This window comes from Williamsia sp. 1135, from assembly GCF_002095395.1.
GTDB lineage: Bacteria > Actinomycetota > Actinomycetes > Mycobacteriales > Mycobacteriaceae > Williamsia.
Window position 1 is genome coordinate 1 of sequence record NZ_MJEI01000046.1, and the last position, 18,189, is coordinate 18,189.

At 64.1% G+C, this 18,189-nt stretch carries 15 protein-coding genes and 1 rRNA gene; 15 read left to right on the top strand and 1 reads right to left on the bottom strand.

Translation table 11 applies throughout. From position 1 onward, the window contains the following. Positions 1-85: 85 nt before the first annotated feature. Entirely contained in the window at positions 86-721 is a 636-nt protein-coding gene (locus BFL43_RS01455) for a TetR/AcrR family transcriptional regulator (RefSeq protein WP_084890077.1), read from the bottom strand. Between the two features lie 88 nt (positions 722-809). On the opposite strand from BFL43_RS01455, the gene BFL43_RS01460 reads away from it, so the two are divergent. The 15 genes from BFL43_RS01460 to BFL43_RS01530 all read left to right on the top strand — a co-directional run bounded on the left by BFL43_RS01460 (position 810) and on the right by BFL43_RS01530 (position 18,171). Then, positions 810-1,376, top strand: a complete 567-nt coding sequence (locus BFL43_RS01460; protein ID WP_084890080.1) for a VOC family protein — start codon at positions 810-812, stop codon at positions 1,374-1,376. 21 nt (positions 1,377-1,397) lie between these two features. Continuing rightward, positions 1,398-2,036: a carboxymuconolactone decarboxylase family protein gene (locus tag BFL43_RS01465; protein WP_084890082.1), complete on the top strand. Its 639-nt coding sequence runs from the start codon at positions 1,398-1,400 to the stop codon at positions 2,034-2,036. Between the two features lie 64 nt (positions 2,037-2,100). Beyond that, complete coding sequence (gene argC, locus BFL43_RS01470; protein ID WP_084890100.1) at positions 2,101-3,138, top strand: N-acetyl-gamma-glutamyl-phosphate reductase; 1,038 nt, start codon at positions 2,101-2,103, stop codon at positions 3,136-3,138. A 56-nt stretch (positions 3,139-3,194) separates the two neighbouring features. Then, positions 3,195-4,382 carry a bifunctional glutamate N-acetyltransferase/amino-acid acetyltransferase ArgJ gene (gene argJ, locus BFL43_RS01475; RefSeq protein WP_084890102.1) on the top strand — a complete coding sequence of 396 codons (1,188 nt, stop codon included), beginning with the start codon at positions 3,195-3,197 and terminating at the stop codon, positions 4,380-4,382. Beyond that, positions 4,379-5,320 carry an acetylglutamate kinase gene (argB, locus tag BFL43_RS01480; RefSeq protein ID WP_084890084.1) on the top strand — a complete coding sequence of 314 codons (942 nt, stop codon included), beginning with the start codon at positions 4,379-4,381 and terminating at the stop codon, positions 5,318-5,320. The genes argJ and argB overlap by 4 nt, the downstream gene beginning before the upstream one ends. After that, positions 5,317-6,516, top strand: coding sequence for an acetylornithine transaminase (locus tag BFL43_RS01485; protein WP_084890087.1), 1,200 nt, complete (start codon positions 5,317-5,319; stop codon positions 6,514-6,516). The genes argB and BFL43_RS01485 overlap by 4 nt, the downstream gene beginning before the upstream one ends. After that, on the top strand, positions 6,513-7,436 hold the full coding sequence (argF, locus tag BFL43_RS01490) for an ornithine carbamoyltransferase (RefSeq protein WP_084890089.1): 924 nt from the start codon (positions 6,513-6,515) through the stop codon (positions 7,434-7,436). The genes BFL43_RS01485 and argF overlap by 4 nt, the downstream gene beginning before the upstream one ends. Beyond that, positions 7,433-7,903 carry an arginine repressor gene (locus BFL43_RS01495; RefSeq protein ID WP_143695012.1) on the top strand — a complete coding sequence of 157 codons (471 nt, stop codon included), beginning with the start codon at positions 7,433-7,435 and terminating at the stop codon, positions 7,901-7,903. Before argF ends, BFL43_RS01495 begins: the two co-directional genes overlap by 4 nt. A gap of 84 nt (positions 7,904-7,987) precedes the next feature. After that, positions 7,988-9,184: an argininosuccinate synthase gene (locus tag BFL43_RS01500; RefSeq protein WP_084890094.1), complete on the top strand. Its 1,197-nt coding sequence runs from the start codon at positions 7,988-7,990 to the stop codon at positions 9,182-9,184. Beyond that, positions 9,184-10,614 carry an argininosuccinate lyase gene (gene argH, locus BFL43_RS01505; RefSeq protein ID WP_084890096.1) on the top strand — a complete coding sequence of 477 codons (1,431 nt, stop codon included), beginning with the start codon at positions 9,184-9,186 and terminating at the stop codon, positions 10,612-10,614. The genes BFL43_RS01500 and argH overlap by 1 nt, the downstream gene beginning before the upstream one ends. Before the next feature lie 89 nt (positions 10,615-10,703). Further along, complete coding sequence (locus tag BFL43_RS01510; protein ID WP_084890105.1) at positions 10,704-13,697, top strand: AMP-binding protein; 2,994 nt, start codon at positions 10,704-10,706, stop codon at positions 13,695-13,697. A gap of 50 nt (positions 13,698-13,747) precedes the next feature. Then, on the top strand, positions 13,748-14,014 hold the full coding sequence (locus BFL43_RS01515; RefSeq protein WP_084890107.1) for a Trm112 family protein: 267 nt from the start codon (positions 13,748-13,750) through the stop codon (positions 14,012-14,014). Between the two features lie 2 nt (positions 14,015-14,016). Further along, a complete protein-coding gene (locus BFL43_RS01520) occupies positions 14,017-14,700 on the top strand; it encodes a DNA-3-methyladenine glycosylase (protein WP_143695013.1) in 684 nt (227 codons plus the stop codon). Further along, a complete protein-coding gene (gene tyrS / locus BFL43_RS01525; protein ID WP_084890098.1) occupies positions 14,697-15,986 on the top strand; it encodes a tyrosine--tRNA ligase in 1,290 nt (429 codons plus the stop codon). Before BFL43_RS01520 ends, tyrS begins: the two co-directional genes overlap by 4 nt. Positions 15,987-16,650: 664 nt before the next feature. Further along, positions 16,651-18,171: ribosomal RNA gene (locus BFL43_RS01530) — 16S ribosomal RNA — on the top strand. The last annotated feature ends 18 nt before the right edge of the window (positions 18,172-18,189 follow it).

The window sequence follows — 18,189 nt, forward strand, 5'->3', positions numbered from 1 at the left end:
ATCACCCCAAACGGTAACTAACCGACACCAAGGTCGGATCCACCGTTAATCGGACACTCCCTCCGCCGAAGAAATCTGCGGGGGTTCAGGCCTTGTCGAGTCCGAGCGCGCCGAGGCACATGCTGTCGAGGGTGTCGAGGAGGGCTTCGGCGTCGGCCGTGTCGCCTTGGACAAGCCAGAGGTACAGGGTGTGATCGACCATTGCCGCCATGGCGCGGGCTGCCAGGACCGGGTCGAGATCGGCTCTGACCCTGCCATCTCGTTGCCATCGGTCGATGGCGCGCGCGGTGCGGTCGGTCAGTTGACGGCGGTGCTCCTGGCGCAGGAGGCGGAAGTCCTCATTGAAGGTCGCGACCTGTTCGACGATTGCCATCAGGGGGGCGTTACGTCGGTAGGCCTCGTAGTAGGCGCGATTGGAGGCGATCAGCTTCTCGGCAGGGGAGCCTGTCGAGTCCGATGGCTCTCGGTGATGCACGTCTTCGAACAGCCGAGTACTCAATTCTCGGAAGATCTCTTCCTTCGACTCGAAGTAGCGGTAGAAGGTGCCGTACGAGACATTCGCCTCTTGCGCGATCTGTTCTACGCGCGTGTCGAGGAATCCGACGGTCTCGAACACCGTCCTCGCGGCGTCGATCAGCGAGTCGCGCGTCTTGCGGCCCCGTGGCGTCAGCGACTCGACGGTTGCGGGGCCGGACGGGGGGTTGACAGCCGACTTGGTCACAGACAAACTCTCGCAATAGGTGACATGACTGTCAAGTCATGTTTGGGACAGCTCACGTGAGCAATCCCACCGCGTCGGAAGGACTCGTATGAGCACCTCGAACTCGAAATATCAGCTCGGCGGCATCAATCACCTGGCACTGGTGTGCTCGGACATGAAGCGCACCATCGACTTCTACTCGGGAACGCTGGGCATGCCGCTCGTAAAGACGATCGAGCTGCCCGGTGACCTGGGCCAGCATTTCTTCTTCGATTGCGGCGGAGGCAACACGATCGCGTTCTTCTGGCTGGCCGACTCGCCGGACGCGGCGCCGGGCGTCGCTGCGCCCAAGGGGCTGCCCGATGAGGGCGAACTGGCCAGTGCCGTGGGGTCGATGAACCATGTCGCCTTCGCCGTCCCGCAGGAGAAGTTCGACGAGTATTACAGCCAGGTCAAAGCTGAAGGCCTGAACGTCAGCCGAATCCTGAACCACGACGACAGTGCGATCGGTGCCAGTCGCCACGTGCACGCGGGCACTTTCGTCCGGTCGTTCTACTTCCAGGACCCCGATGGGGTCCTTCTGGAGTTCGCCTGCTGGACCAAGGAATTCACCGACGCAGACGTCTCGCATGAACCCAAGACCGCCGCGGATCGCCGCGTCGCCGGCCAGTTGTGACCATTCCTGAAAGGAGCCACCGTGCCCCGCTTGCGTGAGATACCTCGCGACGAAGTCGTCGACGAGAAGATCTTGTTCTTCTACGACCGACTCTTCGGTCCCGACAAGGACCCGGCCGTCGACCACGGCACCGTCCACGGGACGCCCGGTGACTGGTGGACGGTGTTTGCCCAGTCGCCGGATGTGTTCAGACATGCGGTGAAGGGCTTTGCCCTCTATCGGGACGCGACGCTGGACCCGCACTTGCGCGAACTGGGTCAGAGTCGTGCCGGGTACGCCCGGGGTAGCCAGTTCGTCTTCTCTCAGCACTGCAAACAGATGCGATCTCTCGGGATCGCCGAAGAGAAGATCGCGGCGGTTCCGCACTGGCAGATCGCGGACTGCTTCTCTGTCCTCGAGCGGGCGGTCCTCGCCTACACGGACGGGCTCGTCTACGACGGCGGTCGGGTGCCCGATCAGGTCGTAGACGTGTTGCGGGCCCACCTGACCGATCCCGAAGTTCTGGAGTTGACCTACATCACGTGTCTGTACGACATGCATGCGACGATCTGCCGGGCATTGCGCCTCGAGTTCGACGACCGGCCCGAACTGGTCACCGAAGTCGAGATCCCCGAGGGGGTACAGGCTCGCGATCTCTCGTCCGACTTGTCAGGTGATTGATCCTCGCAGCACTGCGGGGAACCCCCTGATGAATTAAGTTGCGCTCAGGTGCATAATGAATCACATGATCGTGTCTGTGGCAGTCGCCGGCGCCAGCGGGTATGCGGGTGGGGAAATTCTCCGCCTGCTGCTCGGTCACCCCAAGTTCGCCTCAGGCGAGTTGCGAATCGGGGCCCTGACCGCCGGGTCCAACGCCGGGTCTCTGCTCGGGTCCCATCACCCCCACCTGCTCCCGCTCGCGGACAGGGAACTCGAGGAGACGACGACCGACATCCTCGCCGGACACGACGTCGTCTTCCTCGGTCTGCCCCACGGTAGCTCCGGGCCGGTGGCCGATGCCTTGCCGCCTGCCACCCTGGTGATCGACTGCGGTGCAGACTTCCGTCTCCAGGACTCGGCGGAGTGGGAGAGGTACTACGGCGGGAACCACGCCGGAACGTGGCCATATGGCCTGCCCGAGCTGCCGGGGAACCGGGAGGTTCTCGCCGGCGCGGCGCGGATCGCGGTTCCGGGTTGCTATCCGACGGTCAGCACCCTCGCGCTGCTTCCCGCGGTGGCCGCGGGCATCGTCAATCCCCAGGTCACCATCGTCGCCGTCAGCGGCGCATCGGGTGCAGGCAGGTCTCCGAAGGTGGATCTGCTCGCGGCAGAGGTGATCGGTTCGGCCCGGGCGTACGGGGTCGGGGGCATGCACCGGCACACGCCGGAGATCATCCAGAACCTCTCGGCGGTGGCGAACAACCCCGTCAATGTGTCGTTCACCCCGGTCCTGGCGCCGATGGCCCGCGGAATTCTCGCGACGTGTACCGCGCCGACCACAGTGAGCACGGCAGAAGCTCGCGCCGTCTATGAAAAGGCCTATGCCGATGAGCCTTTCGTGACCCTGCTTCCCGAAGGCCGGTTGCCCGCCACCGGATCAGTGATCGGGTCCAACGCGATTCAGCTCAGCGTTGCCGTGGACGAACGTTCCGGGACCCTGATCGCAGTGGGTGCGATGGACAACCTGACGAAGGGCACGGGCGGCGGCGCCGTGCAGTCGATGAACCTGGCGCTGGGCTGGGGAGAAACCGAGGGCCTGAGCACTGTGGGAGTGGCGCCATGAGCGAGCAGAACGTAGACCTGGCAGGCAATTGGCGCGAGGTCGCAGGTGGACACCGGATGACGCATCTGCAGGGCGTCACCGCACCACTGGGGTTCCGGGCCGCCGGCATCAAGGCCGGCATCAAGGCGAGCGGAAAAGCTGACCTGGCACTGGTGTTCAACGAGGGACCGGAATACGCCGCTGCAGGAGTGTTCACCGCCAACAAGGTGAAGGCCGCTCCCGTGCTGTGGAGCCAGCAGGTGCTGACCACCGGGCGCCTGCGCGCGGTGGTACTGAACTCCGGCGGCGCGAACGCCTGCACCGGACCCGGTGGATTCCAGGACACCCATGCCACGGCCGAAGCCCTCGCGGCTGCCATCAGCGATTGGGGCACCGAAACCGGCGCACTCGAAGTCGCCGTCTGTTCGACAGGTTTGATCGGCGATCGCCTTCCCATGGACAAAGTGCTCACCGGCGTGACCGAGATCGTCCACGAGATGGGCGGCGGGATGTCAGGCGGCACCGACGCGGCGCACGCGATCATGACGACGGACACCGTGCCGAAGCAGTCGGCATTCCACCACACCGCTGGATGGAACGTCGGTGGGATGGCCAAGGGTGCAGGGATGTTGGCGCCGTCGCTCGCAACGATGCTGAGCGTCATCACCACCGACGCTGCCGTGACCGCGGAGCAACTCGACGAAGCCCTGCGCGCCGCGACCTCACTGACCTTCGACCGGCTCGACGTCGACGGCTCCTGCTCGACCAACGACACTGTTCTGTTGCTGAGTTCGGGCGCCAGTGAGGTCACCCCCAGTCAGGACGAACTCAACGAAGCCGTCCGGCTGGTGTGCGATGACCTGGCCACACAGCTGCAGGCCGACGCCGAGGGCGTGACCAAACGCGTCGTGGTGACCGTGACCGGTGCGACCTCGGACACCGATGCGCTCGCAGCGGCACGGACAGTCGCGCGTGACAGCCTGGTCAAGACGGCACTGTTCGGCTCCGATCCCAACTGGGGCCGGGTCCTCGCCGCAGTCGGTATGGCCCCGGTCGAACTCGACCCCGACCGGATCTCTGTGCGGTTCAACGGCTATCCGGTCTGCGAGAACGGCATGGGTGTGCCGGGGGCCCGGGAGGCGGACCTGTCGGGCATCGACATCGACCTCACTGTCGATCTCGGCATCGGCTCCGGCACGGCGTTCATCCGGACCACGGACCTGTCCCATGCGTATGTCGAAGAGAACTCGGCCTACTCGTCATGAGCGACTCGACACTGCTGACGGCGCTCGACAAAGCGCACGTGCTGGCCGAGGCGTTACCGTGGCTGAAACGCTTCTCCGGCAAGGTGATCGTCGTCAAATACGGTGGCAACGCCATGATCGACGACCAACTCAAAGCCGCTTTCGCCGAGGACATGGTCTTCTTGCGCACGTGTGGGATTCATCCGGTGGTCGTACACGGAGGCGGTCCGCAGATTTCTGCGATGCTCAAACGCCTCGACATGACCGGTGAGTTCCGCGGGGGCTTCCGCGTGACGACACCCGAGGTGATGGACGTCGTCCGCATGGTGCTCTTCGGTCAGGTCGGGCGCGAACTCGTCGGACTCATCAATGCGCACGGCCCTTACGCGGTCGGCATCTCGGGCGAGGATGCACACCTGTTCACCGCCACCCGGCGTTCGGTACTCGTCGACGGTGAGGCCACCGACATCGGACTGGTCGGCGACGTCACCACTGTGAATCCCGCCGCGGTCACCGATCTCATCGCCGCCGGCCGTATCCCGGTCGTGTCGACCATCGCACCCGACGCCGACGGCGTCGTCCACAACATCAACGCAGATACCGCGGCTGCAGCTCTGGCGCAGGCTCTCGGTGCCGAGAAGCTCGTGATGCTCACCGACGTCGAAGGGCTGTACACCGACTGGCCGGACCGCGGGTCGCTTGTCTCCGAGATCGGTGCCACCGCACTGGCGCAGCTGTTGCCCGGACTCGACGCCGGCATGGTGCCCAAGATGGAGGCGTGCCTGCGAGCTGTCGCCGGGGGTGTACGTCGAGCTCACGTGATCGACGGCCGCACACCGCATTCGACACTGCTCGAGCTCTTCACCACCGAAGGCAACGGAACCATGGTCGTGCCCGATGAGGATCGCGTGATCCCTGGGGCATACGGCGAGAAACCACCGATCGAGGACAAATCATGACCAACCCGACAGACCCGACGACCGCCATGCAGGAGCGGTGGACGTCGTCGCTCATGAACAATTACGGCACCCCCAAGGTTGCGTTGCGCTCGGGTTCCGGTGCGGTGTTGACGGGTGCCGACGGGCGCGAATACCTCGATCTGCTCGGCGGGATCGCCGTGAACATCCTCGGCCATGGCAACCAGGCGATCATCGACGCGGTCACCCGGCAGCTGGCAACGCTCGGGCACACCTCGAACCTCTACCTCAACGAACCTGCCGTCGAACTCGCCGAGGCCTTGTTGTCGCGGTGGGGCGTGCCGGGTAAGGCGTTCTTCTGCAACTCCGGGACCGAGGCCAACGAGGCGGCCTTCAAGATCGCGCGACTGACCGGACGGCCGGAGATCATCGCCACCGAACTGGCATTCCACGGGCGGACGATGGGCGCCCTGGCGCTGACCGGGCAGCCCGCGAAACGGGCGCCATTCGAACCGATGCCTGCCGGCGTACGGCACGTTCCCTACGGTGACATCGATGCGATGGCTGCCGTGATCGGTCCGCAGACCGCTGCGGTGATCCTCGAACCGATCTTGGGCGAGAGCGGCGTGGTCACCCCACCTGCCGACTACCTCGCCGCAGTCCGCAGGCTCACCACCGCCCACGGAGCGCTGTTCATCCTCGATGAGGTGCAGACCGGAATCGCTCGTACCGGAACGTTTTATGCCCATCAGGCCGCAGGTATCACCCCTGACGTGATGACCCTGGCCAAAGGCCTCGGCGGTGGGTTGCCGATCGGTGCCGTGCTGGCCACCGGTGCGGCGGCTGATCTACTCCAACCGGGGCAACACGGCACGACGTTCGGAGGCAATCCGGTGTGTGCCGCGGCGGCGCTCGCGGTGATCGAACAGGTTGACACGCTGGGACTGGCTGATCACGCGGCCACGTTGGGCAAACACATCACGTCCGCGATCGACGATCTCGATCATCCACTGATCTCGCACACCAGAGGATCGGGTTTGCTACTCGGGATCGTCCTGACCGAACCGATCGCGGCCGCAACCGAAGCCGCGGCCCGCGACCGGGGCTTTCTCATCAACGCGCCCGGACCCGATGTCCTGCGGCTGGCGCCGCCGCTGATCCTCACCGAGGAACAGGCGAACGGATTCGTCCAGGCGCTGCCCACCATCCTCGACGCCGCGAAGCAGGCCTCCTCATGACACGCCATTTTCTTCGTGACGACGATTTGTCGCCCGGCGAACTCACCCGGGTTCTCGAGCTGGCGGCAGAGTGCAAGCGAGACCCGTTCGCGCACAAGCCGCTTGCCGGACCCAAAGGCGTCGGTGTCATCTTCGACAAGAACTCGACGCGGACCCGATTCTCGTTCGAGGTGGGTATCGCCCAGCTCGGCGGGCACGCGGTCGTCGTCGACGGCAAGGCCACCCAGCTCGGGCGAGAAGAAACGCTCGCCGACACCGGCCGGGTGCTCTCCCGGTACGTGGAGGCAGTGGTCTGGCGGACCTACGGTCAGGACCGGCTCGAAGAAATGTCGTCGGCCGCCACCATCCCGGTCGTCAACGCGCTCTCCGACGACTTTCATCCGTGCCAGGTGCTCGCGGATCTGCAGACCATCGCCGAGCACAAGGGTGCGATCAAGGGCCTGACCCTGACATATCTCGGCGACGGGGCCAACAACATGGCGCACTCGCTGATGCTCGGTGGGGTCAACGCCGGGATGCATGTCCGGGTCAGTGCGCCTGAGGGGTTCACGCCCGACGACGTCTTCGTCGGGTATGCGCAGGACCGAGCGGTGTCGACCGGAGGCAGCGTCGAGATCATCGGCGATCCCCGGGCGGCCGCTGCGGGCGCCGATGTGCTGGTCACCGACACGTGGACGTCGATGGGGCAGGAGGACGACGGCAAGGATCGCGTGGCGCCGTTCCGGCCGTACCAGATAAACGCGGAGTTGGTTGCGCTCGCTGATCCCAAGGCCATCGTCATGCATTGCCTGCCGGCCCACCGCGGTGAGGAGATCACCGACGAGGTCCTCGACGGGCCGCGCAGTGTGGTCTACGACGAGGCGGAGAACCGGTTGCACGCGCAGAAGGCGATCCTCATCTGGCTTCTGGAACAACAGTGACCACCAGGGCCGGACGTCAGGCTCGGATCATCGCGTTGCTGGCCGGCCGGCAGGTGCACAGCCAGACGCAGCTTCAGGGACTTCTGGCCGACGACGGGGTGGAAGCCACCCAGGCGACCCTGTCCCGCGATCTCGACGAGCTGGGTGCGGTCAAACTGCGCGGGCCCGACGGTGGCACGGGTATCTACGTCATCCCGGAGGACGGTTCTCCGGTGCGTGGGGTGACCGGGGGAACCGACAGGCTGTCCCGGCTGCTCACCGAGCTGCTCGTCTCCGTCGACTCGAGCGGTTCGATGGCTGTTCTACGCACACCACCGGGCGCCGCGCACTATCTGGCGAGCGCGCTGGACCGGGCCAGCCTGCCGGATGTCGTCGGCACGATCGCGGGCGACGACACCCTGTTCGTATTGGCACGCGAACCGGTGACGGGTGCGGACCTTGCCGTCAGGCTCGAGGCGCTGGCATGAGATTCTGACCGTTAAACGAAGACTTTCCAGATCATCAAGACTCTTGCAGTAGTACAACGAATAGAAACAAGGAGTGACCCCCTCATGGCGGAGCGCGTAATCCTCGCGTACTCGGGCGGCCTGGACACCTCGGTGGCCATCAGCTGGATCGGTAAAGAGACCGGCAAGGAGGTGGTGGCCGTGGCCATCGACCTCGGTCAGGGTGGCGAGGACATGGAGGTGGTCCGCCAACGGGCCATCGACTGTGGCGCCGTCGAATCCGTGGTCGTCGACGCCCGTGACGAGTTCGCGGACGAGTACTGCCTGCCGGCGATCACGAGCAACGCGCTCTACATGGACCGGTACCCCCTCGTGTCGGCGATATCGCGGCCCCTGATCGCCAAGCACCTGGTGACCGCTGCTCGCGATCACGGCGGCACCGTCGTCGCCCACGGCTGCACCGGCAAGGGCAACGATCAGGTCAGGTTCGAGGTCGGATTCGGCTCGCTGGCGCCCGAACTCGAGGTCATCGCCCCGGTCCGCGACTACGCCTGGACCAGGGAGAAGGCGATCAACTTCGCCGAAGAGAACGCGATCCCGATCAACGTCTCGAAGAAGTCGCCGTTCTCGATCGACCAGAACGTGTGGGGCCGCGCGGTGGAAACCGGCTTCCTCGAAGATCTGTGGAATGCGCCGACCAAGGACGTCTACTCCTACACCGAAGATCCCACGATCAACTGGCAGGCCCCGGACGAGGTCATCATCAGCTTCGACAAGGGCCGCCCGATCGCCATCGACGGACGTCCGGTCAGCGTTCTCGAAGCGATCGTCGAGCTCAACCGGCGCGCGGGTGCGCACGGTGTCGGACGCCTCGACGTCGTCGAGGACCGCCTCGTCGGTATCAAGAGCCGCGAGATCTACGAGGCCCCCGGCGCCATGGTGCTGATCCGAGCCCACGAGGAACTCGAGCACGTCACCCTCGAGCGTGAACTCGGACGCTACAAGCGCCACACCGACCAGAAGTGGGCCGAGCTCGTGTACGACGGCCTCTGGTTCTCGCCGCTGAAGGCGTCGTTGGAAGCATTCGTCGACCACACCCAGCAGCACGTGACCGGCGACATCCGGCTCAACCTGCACGGCGGGCACATCGCGGTCACCGGCCGGCGTAGCCCGGAGTCGCTGTACGACTTCAACCTCGCGACCTACGACGAGGGCGACACGTTCGACCAGTCCGCTGCCAAGGGCTTCGTGCACCTGCACGGTCTGTCGTCGAAGATCTCGGCGAAGCGGGACCTGGCCTAGTGTCGCAGTCCTCGTCGAACGAAGGATCCGCCACCAACGAGGGCTCGCTCTGGGGCGGTCGATTCGCCTCGGGGCCTGCCGACGCGATGGCGGCTCTGAGCAAGTCCACCCACTTCGACTGGGTGCTCGCGCCGTACGACGTGCGTGCCTCCCAGGCCCACGCGAAGATCCTGCACAAGGCGGGGCTGCTGTCGGACGACGATCTGGCGACGATGCAGGACGGGCTGAATCGCCTCGCCGCCGATGTCCGCTCGGGCGCGTTCGGCCCGGCCGAGAGCGACGAGGACGTGCACGGTGCGCTCGAACGTGGTCTGATCGAGCGTGTCGGCGCTGAGGTCGGGGGCCGCCTGCGGGCGGGCCGCTCTCGAAATGACCAGGTGGCGACCCTGTTTCGGATGTGGCTCCGGGACGCGGTGCGGCAGGTGGCGGCGGGCGTTCTCGACGTGGTCGACGCGCTGATCGACCAGGCGAGCGCGCATCCTGACGCGGTGATGCCAGGTAAGACCCACCTGCAGGCCGCGCAGCCGGTGCTGCTGGCGCACCACCTCCTGGCTCATGCACATCCGTTGATCCGCGATGTGCAGCGGCTCAAGGACTTCGACAAGCGCGCCGCGGTGTCGCCATATGGGTCGGGTGCACTGGCCGGTTCCTCGCTGGGCCTGGACCCGGAGGCGATCGCTGCCGATCTCGGGTTCGACTCGGCGGCGGACAACTCGATCGATGCCACGTCGTCACGGGATTTCGCGGCGGAGGCAGCATTTGTGTTCGCGCTCATCGGGGTGGACCTGTCCAGGATGGCCGAAGAGGTGATCCTTTGGAGCACACCGGAGTTCAGATATATCACGCTGGCGGACGAATGGTCGACGGGTAGTTCGATCATGCCGCAGAAGAAAAATCCCGATGTCTCGGAACTGACCCGGGGAAAGTCCGGCCGACTGATCGGCAACCTGACGGGTTTGCTCGCGACGCTCAAGGCGCAGCCACTGGCTTACAACCGGGACCTCCAGGAAGACAAGGAGCCGGTCTTCGATTCGGTCACGCAGCTGTTGCTGTTGCTGCCCGCGATCGCCGGACTGATCCGGACGCTCACGTTCCACGAGGAGCGGATGGCCGAGCTCGCCCCCGCAGGGTTCACCCTGGCCACCGACATCGCGGAGTGGCTGGTGCGGGCGGGCGTTCCGTTCCGGGTGGCACACGAGGTCGCCGGCGCGTGCGTCCAGGTCGCCGAGAAAAACGGGGTCGGACTGCCAGATCTCACCGATCAGCAGTTCGCCGACATCCATCCGGCGCTCACACCTGCGGTGCGGGAGGTCCTCACGGTAGGGGGCTCGATCGCATCTCGTGACGCCCGCGGTGGTACGGCGGGGACCCGGGTTGCCGAACAATTGCATAGGCTTGCGGAGTCGGCCGCAATGCATCGGCAGTTCTAGTCGGCTGCCGGGCATTCCGGTCGCGGGCACGGGGGTAGAGTGTGACGCCAGTCACCGTCCAGGTAGTTCGTCGTTCGTGAGGGGTGTTTGTGCGCGGCCTTCCCAACATCAAGGAATCCCTTGATCGTGTTGTAGCCACGGCTCAGAACGGACTGGAGGTCATCCGGTACGGCAGTCTCGAAACCGGCACCAAACCGGCCCCCTTCCGGGTCGAGGAAACGGTCCCGATGTACCGGTTGCGCCGGTACTTCCCCGACGATGCCGCCGATGGACCGCCGGTCGTGCTCGTGCCACCGATGATGGTGTCGGCCAACGTGTACGACGTCACCGCTGACAACGGGGCAGTGACGATCCTGCACAACGCCGGGCTCGACCCGTGGGTGGTGGACTTCGGGTCACCCGACAAGGTCGATGGCGGGATGGACCGAACGCTCGCCGATCACATCGTGTCGATCAGCGAGGTCATCGACAGCGTGCGCGAGGTCACCGGCCGAGATGTCCATCTCGCCGGGTACTCCCAGGGCGGAATGTTCTGCTATCAGACGGCGGCGTTTCGGCGATCCAAGGGCATTGCCAGTGTGATCACCTACGGCAGCCCCGTCGACGTGCTCGGGGCGCTGCCACTGGGTCTGCCCGCAGCCTTGGTATCGCCGGGTGCGCAGTTCCTCGCCGACAATGTCTTCAACCGCCTCGCGATTCCCGGCTGGCTGGCGCGCACCGGTTTCCAGCTTGTCGACCCGGTCAAGGCGGCGCGCAGCAGGATCGACTTCCTGCGGCAGTTGCACGATCGCGAAGCTCTGCTCCCGCGCGAGGATTCGCGACGGTTCATCGAGGTCGACGGCTGGGTCGCCTGGTCCGGCCCGGCGGTGGCCGAACTGTTGCGGCAGTTCGTCGTGCACAACCGGATGGTCGGCGGCGGGTTCGTCATCGGGGATCAGGTGGTCACGCTGGCCGAGGTCACCAGCCCGGTGCTGGCCTTCCTCGGCGAAGCAGATGACATCGGCCAACCAGTCGCCGTTCGCGGGATCCTGCGGGCCGCGCCACTGGCTCAGGTGTACGAATCTTCGCTGCCGGTCGGACATTTCGGACTGGTGGTCGGCTCGACCGCGGGAACCCGGACCTGGCCGACCACCGCGGAGTGGATTCGCTGGCACGACGGTACCGGGCCGCAGCCCGAGGCCATCGAGAAGATGCACGACGACAGCGACCGCAGCGGCCAGACCGGTGTGAGTTTGTCATCGCGATTGGCGCACGGTCTCGGGTCTGCTGCGGGCGTCGGTGCGGAAGCGGGCCGCGACATCGTCGGGGCGGCGCGCTCGGTCACCCGCACCACCGACGCTGTCTTCCGTGAATCCGCGCGCGTACTTCCCAGGCTCGTCCGGCTGGGGCAACTGCAGTCCCGGACCACGATCTCACTCGGCAAGCTGATGAACGAGAACGCGCGCAAGCACGGTCAGCAGGAGCTGTTCCTCTTCGAGGATCGGGTACTGAGCCATCGTCAGGTGAACGACCGTATCGACAATGTGGTGCGTGGCCTCATCTCGTGCGGGGTGCGCCCGGGTCAGCACGTAGGCGTGTTGATGGCCACCAGGCCAAGTGCCCTGGTGGCGATCGCGGCTCTGTCGCGGCTCGGTGCGGTGGCGGTGATGCTCTCACCGGGGAACGATCTCAAACAGTCGCTGCGCCTTGGTGATTGCTCGCTGGTGGTAGCCGACCCCGCCAACCTCGACGCCTCGGCCGCAATCGCGGATCGTGTCCTGGTGCTCGGCGGCGGCGCGGGCGACTCCCGCACCCTGGCGCAGGCAGACGGTGAACGCATCATCGACATGGAACAGATCGATCCCGACGCCGTCGAGGTGCCGTCGTGGTACCGGCCCGATCCAGGTCGGGCCGGCGATCTGGCATTTGTCCTGTTCAGCAAAAACGGTGGCACGCTGGAGAAGTGGCCGGTGACGAATCACCGGTGGGCATTGTCGGCCTTCGGCGCGGCGTCTGCTGCGGCGCTCAGTGGCAGCGACACCGTGTACTGCCTTACGCCGCTTCATCATGCCTCCGGCCTTCTCACTGCGCTCGGCGGTACCGTCGCCGGAGGTGCGCGGATCGCGCTGTCGGGCGAGATCGATCCGGAACGTTTCGCCGCGGAGGTCTACCGTTACGGCATCACGGTCGTCTCGTACACCTGGTCGATGCTCCAGGACGTCATCAATTCCGACGATCTGGCGATCGGCGTGCACAACCCGATCAGATTGTTCATGGGTTCCGGTATGCCAACCGGTCTCTGGGATGATCTCGTCGAGCGGTTCCCGAGGGCACGGGTACTGGAGTTCTTCGCCACCGGCGACGGGTCCGCGATCCTGGCCAACGTGACCGGTACGAAGGTCGGTTCTGCCGGTCGACCCGTGCCCGGCGTCAACGATGTCGCGATCGCTGCCTTCGACCTCAGCGAGGGACGGTTGATCACCGATACCAACGGCTTCGTGCGGGAAGCGCGTGTCGACGAGGTCGGGGTGATGATGTCGAAGGCGGGGCAGCAGTACGAAGTAGGCGCGACCGTCCTGCGCGACGTATTCAATATCGGTGACCGCTGGCAGCTGTCCGAGCACATGTTCAAGCGGGACGCCGACGGCGATTTCTGGTTCATGGGTCACACCAGTGGCATTGTCATCTCGAGGGATGGCTACGTGTACCCGCAGCCGATCATCGACGGATTGTCGCGCCTGATCCAGGTGAAACATGCGGTTGTCTACAAGGTGGGGGAGCCAGGTAACCAGTTGGCCATCGCGGCCGTCTCGAAACAGGAAGGCACCGGATCGCCCACCGGGTCGTCGCTGCGCCTTGCCCTCGCCGGGTTGACGCCCGCACAACGACCGCACATCATCCGAGTCCTCGACAAGATCGAGGTGACGAACTCGTATCGTCCCCGGGCCGAGTCGATGCGCGAGGCAGGGATACCTGCGGCGGGCGCAGGCGTCTGGTTCCGCGATGACGATGGCCGGTATCGCCGATTGACCAGGGCGATCGCGACTGAGTTCGGGTGGGAACCCGGCGCCACGGTCGTCGGTGCCGTAACCGAGCTCCTCTGATAGCCGAGCTCCCCTGATTCCCTGATTCACTGATGGCTCCGAGTTACACCATGGCGGAGCCGGGTACGGTTGATGCCGTGTCACACGAAGCCGGTTTGAGCCCTCTGTTGCTGACGTTGCTGGCGTGCCCGCAGGACCATGGTCCGCTGCTGGTGATCGGCGACGAGGAGATGTACAACCCTCGATTGCGTCGCTCGTACCCGATCGATGACGGCATCCCGGCGCTCCTGATCGATGACGCCCGCGACGTCGACGCCGACGAACACGAGGCACTGCTCGCTCGCGCCACCGCGACCACCGGACCTGTCCCGGACTGATCTTGGCTGATCTCGTCCCTTTCGACGTCGTCCGCTTGTCCACCGCCACCCCGTTGCAGGCGGCGCGGCGACTTCTCGGGTCGCTGTTGGAGGTCGACGGCCCTGACGGGACCGCCCGGATGCGCATCGTGGAAGTCGAGGCCTACGGTGGCTCGCCTGATAGTCCGTTCCCCGACCCCGCATCTCACGGATATCGGGGCCCGACCGATCGCAACCGGGTGATGTATGGCAGCGCCGGTCACCTCTACGTGTACCGGTCCTACGGGATCCACTGGTGCGGCAACATCTCGTACGGACCAGCTGGTCAGTGCGGCGGGGTGCTGATGCGTGCGGGTGAGATAGTGGCCGGACACGACCTCATGTCCGCGAGGCGTCCGACCGCACGCAAAGAATCTCAATACGCCTGCGGCCCAGGCAATGTGGGATCCGCGATGGGCATCACCCGAGAATTCAACGGTTCGGATGTGAGCCAACCCGATTCTCCGGTTCGACTGTTTCGTGGGCCGCGCATCCCGGCGTCCGCGGTGAAGTCCGGACCCAGGGTTGGGGTCAGTTCGGCGCAGGACCAACCGTGGCGGCTATGGGACGGGCGTAGTTCGGCTGTGTCCAAGTACCGGCGCGCCGATCCGATCGGTGCCCTCCGGCTTTCGGTGCCGCGTGTCGATGGGGGAAGATCGGGGTCGTGACCGCAGCGAATCCTGACCAGCCCTCAGCAATCCTCGACGAACTGACGTGGCGTGGACTCATCGCCCAGAGCACCGACCTCGACGAGCTGCGCAAAGTGCTCGCCGACCGCACGACGTTGTATGCGGGATTCGACCCCACCGCACCGAGCCTTCACGCAGGTCATCTTGTCCCGCTGCTCACATTGCGCCGCTTCCAGCGGGCCGGACATCGTCCGATCGTCCTCGCCGGCGGAGCCACCGGCATGATCGGCGATCCGCGGGACGTGGGGGAGCGGGTCATGCAGACCGCCGAGACGGTGGCCGATTCCGCCGAGAAAATTCGGCTCCAATTGGAGCGTTTTGTCGACTTCGACGAGAGTCCTACTGGGGCCGTGGTAGTCAACAATCTGGATTGGACAGGCAAACTCTCGGTGGTCGACTTCCTACGCGATGTCGGCAAGCACTTCTCGGTGAACACGATGCTCGCGCGGGACACCGTTCGTCGTCGCCTCGAGAGCGACGGCATCAGCTACACCGAGTTCAGCTACATGCTCCTGCAGGCGAACGACTACGTGCAGTTGCACCGCGAGTACGACTGTGCGTTGCAGATCGGCGGATCGGACCAGTGGGGGAACATCATCGCCGGCGTAGATCTGACCAGGCGTGTCGTCGGTGATTCGGTGCACGCTATGACGGTGCCCCTGGTGACCGCTGCGGATGGAAAGAAGTTCGGCAAGTCGACGGGTGGTGGCAGTCTGTGGCTCGATCCGGAGAAGACAACCCCTTACGCCTGGTACCAGTACTTTCTGAACACCGCTGACGCTGATGTCATCAGGTACCTCAAGTGGTTCACGTTCCTGGGCCGCGAGGAGATCGACGAACTCGAGCGGGTGACGGCGGAGACCCCTCATCTGCGGGAGGCGCAGCGACGTCTCGCCGCCGAGATGACGACCTTGGTCCACGGCCAGGCGAATACCGATGCGGTACAGGTCGCGAGTCAGGCTTTGTTCGGTCGCGCCGAACTCACCGACCTGGACGAGGGAACCCTCGCAGCAGCGCTGTCAGAAACCACCGTGGCCCAGTTCGATGCTGGCTCGACACCCACGATCGTCGAGCTTCTCGTGGGCACCGGACTGTCTGAGAGCAACAAGGCTGCGCGTCGCACGGTCGGCGAAGGTGGTGCATACGTGAACAACCAGAAAGTCACCGCAGAAGACTGGCAGCCTGCCGGCACCGACCTGCTCCACGGTGCGTGGTTGGTCGTGCGTCGAGGCAAAAAGAACCTCGCCGGCGCTCGGATCGGGTGAGTTCGAACGTGACGCGCAGTCCGCAAGCCCCTGACCTGGCGATTTGACTCCTGGCACGGTGGTCCCGTAACTTTCTTCAAGTCAGCGAGTGAGGCGCCGGGGAGCGAGAGTCCGGAGCGGCCCTAACACCGACAGGAAGTTTCCTGAAGGAACAACGTTGATCGCCCAGGATGGAAACGAGTCCACTTCAGTGTGGAGCGTATCGTCGTGGGTGGCCGAAGGTCGACAGACTTCAGCCAACAGACCGGAAACGGAATGTTGCGAGCAGGTTTCAAGGCTGGTAGGTTGGGAGACCTGCGCCAAACTGGGTTTGGAGTAGGACTTCTAAGCAAGATAATACATAGCTCCTCCGGGATGGCGCGCTACGTGAAGTGCGTGTCGAAGTCGGGGCGAGTGTGTTCTTTGAGAACTCGATAGTGTGTCGATGGATTGTTAGTGCCATTTAGGTGCTGCTTCTGTCACGGTGACGAAACTTCCTTTGTGGGGGGTTTGGTTGGTGATGGTTGTGGTGCCGGCATTAGTTAGATATTTTATTTTTGATCCCATCGCAGGTTTTGAGTCCTGTGGTGGTGTCAGTTTTTGTTTGGTTGGGATTTTGGAATCTCTTCAGGACATATTTTTTTGAAAAGCGTCTCCCTTTTTGGGGGATGGTTTTTGGAAGGTTTTCATGGAGAGTTTGATCCTGGCTCAGGACGAACGCTGGCGGCGTGCTTAACACATGCAAGTCGAACGATGAAGCCAGCTTGCTGGTGGATTAGTGGCGAACGGGTGAGTAACACGTGGGTGATCTGCCCCAAACTTTGGGATAAGCCTGGGAAACTGGGTCTAATACCGAATATGACCACGGAATGCATGTTTTGTGGTGGAAAGCTCCGGCGGTTTGGGATGGGCCCGCGGCCTATCAGCTTGTTGGTGGGGTAATGGCCTACCAAGGCGACGACGGGTAGCCGGCCTGAGAGGGCGACCGGCCACACTGGGACTGAGACACGGCCCAGACTCCTACGGGAGGCAGCAGTGGGGAATATTGCACAATGGGCGCAAGCCTGATGCAGCGACGCCGCGTGAGGGATGACGGCCTTCGGGTTGTAAACCTCTTTCACCAGGGACGAAGCGTGAGTGACGGTACCTGGAGAAGAAGCACCGGCCAACTACGTGCCAGCAGCCGCGGTAATACGTAGGGTGCGAGCGTTGTCCGGAATTACTGGGCGTAAAGAGTTCGTAGGCGGTTTGTCGCGTCGTTCGTGAAAACTTGGGGCTTAACTCCAAGCGTGCGGGCGATACGGGCAGACTTGAGTACTACAGGGGAGACTGGAATTCCTGGTGTAGCGGTGAAATGCGCAGATATCAGGAGGAACACCGGTGGCGAAGGCGGGTCTCTGGGTAGTAACTGACGCTGAGGAACGAAAGCGTGGGTAGCGAACAGGATTAGATACCCTGGTAGTCCACGCTGTAAACGGTGGGTACTAGGTGTGGGTTCCTTTTCACGGGATCCGTGCCGTAGCTAACGCATTAAGTACCCCGCCTGGGGAGTACGGCCGCAAGGCTAAAACTCAAAGGAATTGACGGGGGCCCGCACAAGCGGCGGAGCATGTGGATTAATTCGATGCAACGCGAAGAACCTTACCTGGGTTTGACATACACTAGAAAGCCATAGAGATATGGCCCCCCTTGTGGTTGGTGTACAGGTGGTGCATGGCTGTCGTCAGCTCGTGTCGTGAGATGTTGGGTTAAGTCCCGCAACGAGCGCAACCCTTATCTTATGTTGCCAGCGCGTAATGGCGGGGACTCGTGAGAGACTGCCGGGGTCAACTCGGAGGAAGGTGGGGATGACGTCAAGTCATCATGCCCCTTATGTCCAGGGCTTCACACATGCTACAATGGCCGGTACAGAGGGCTGCGATACCGTGAGGTGGAGCGAATCCCTTAAAGCCGGTCTCAGTTCGGATCGGGGTCTGCAACTCGACCCCGTGAAGTCGGAGTCGCTAGTAATCGCAGATCAGCAACGCTGCGGTGAATACGTTCCCGGGCCTTGTACACACCGCCCGTCACGTCATGAAAGTTGGTAACACCCGAAGCCGGTGGCCCAACCCCTTGTGGGAGGGAGCCGTCGAAGGTGGGATTGGCGATTGGGACGAAGTCGTAACAAGGTAGCCGTACCGGAAGGTGCGGCTGGATCACCTCCTTTCTAAGGAGCAACATAAAC

Bases quoted from the DNA above. Each gene is read 5' to 3' on its own strand.
- BFL43_RS01460 (WP_084890080.1), top strand. From the start codon at position 810: ATGAGCACCTCGAACTCGAAATATCAGCTCGGCGGCATCAATCACCTG.
- argC (WP_084890100.1), top strand. From the start codon at position 2,101: ATGATCGTGTCTGTGGCAGTCGCCGGCGCCAGCGGGTATGCGGGTGGG.
- BFL43_RS01500 (WP_084890094.1), top strand. From the start codon at position 7,988: ATGGCGGAGCGCGTAATCCTCGCGTACTCGGGCGGCCTGGACACCTCG.
- argJ (WP_084890102.1), top strand. From the start codon at position 3,195: ATGACGCATCTGCAGGGCGTCACCGCACCACTGGGGTTCCGGGCCGCC.
- BFL43_RS01515 (WP_084890107.1), top strand. From the start codon at position 13,748: ATGGCGGAGCCGGGTACGGTTGATGCCGTGTCACACGAAGCCGGTTTG.
- argF (WP_084890089.1), top strand. From the start codon at position 6,513: ATGACACGCCATTTTCTTCGTGACGACGATTTGTCGCCCGGCGAACTC.
- BFL43_RS01485 (WP_084890087.1), top strand. From the start codon at position 5,317: ATGACCAACCCGACAGACCCGACGACCGCCATGCAGGAGCGGTGGACG.
- argB (WP_084890084.1), top strand. From the start codon at position 4,379: ATGAGCGACTCGACACTGCTGACGGCGCTCGACAAAGCGCACGTGCTG.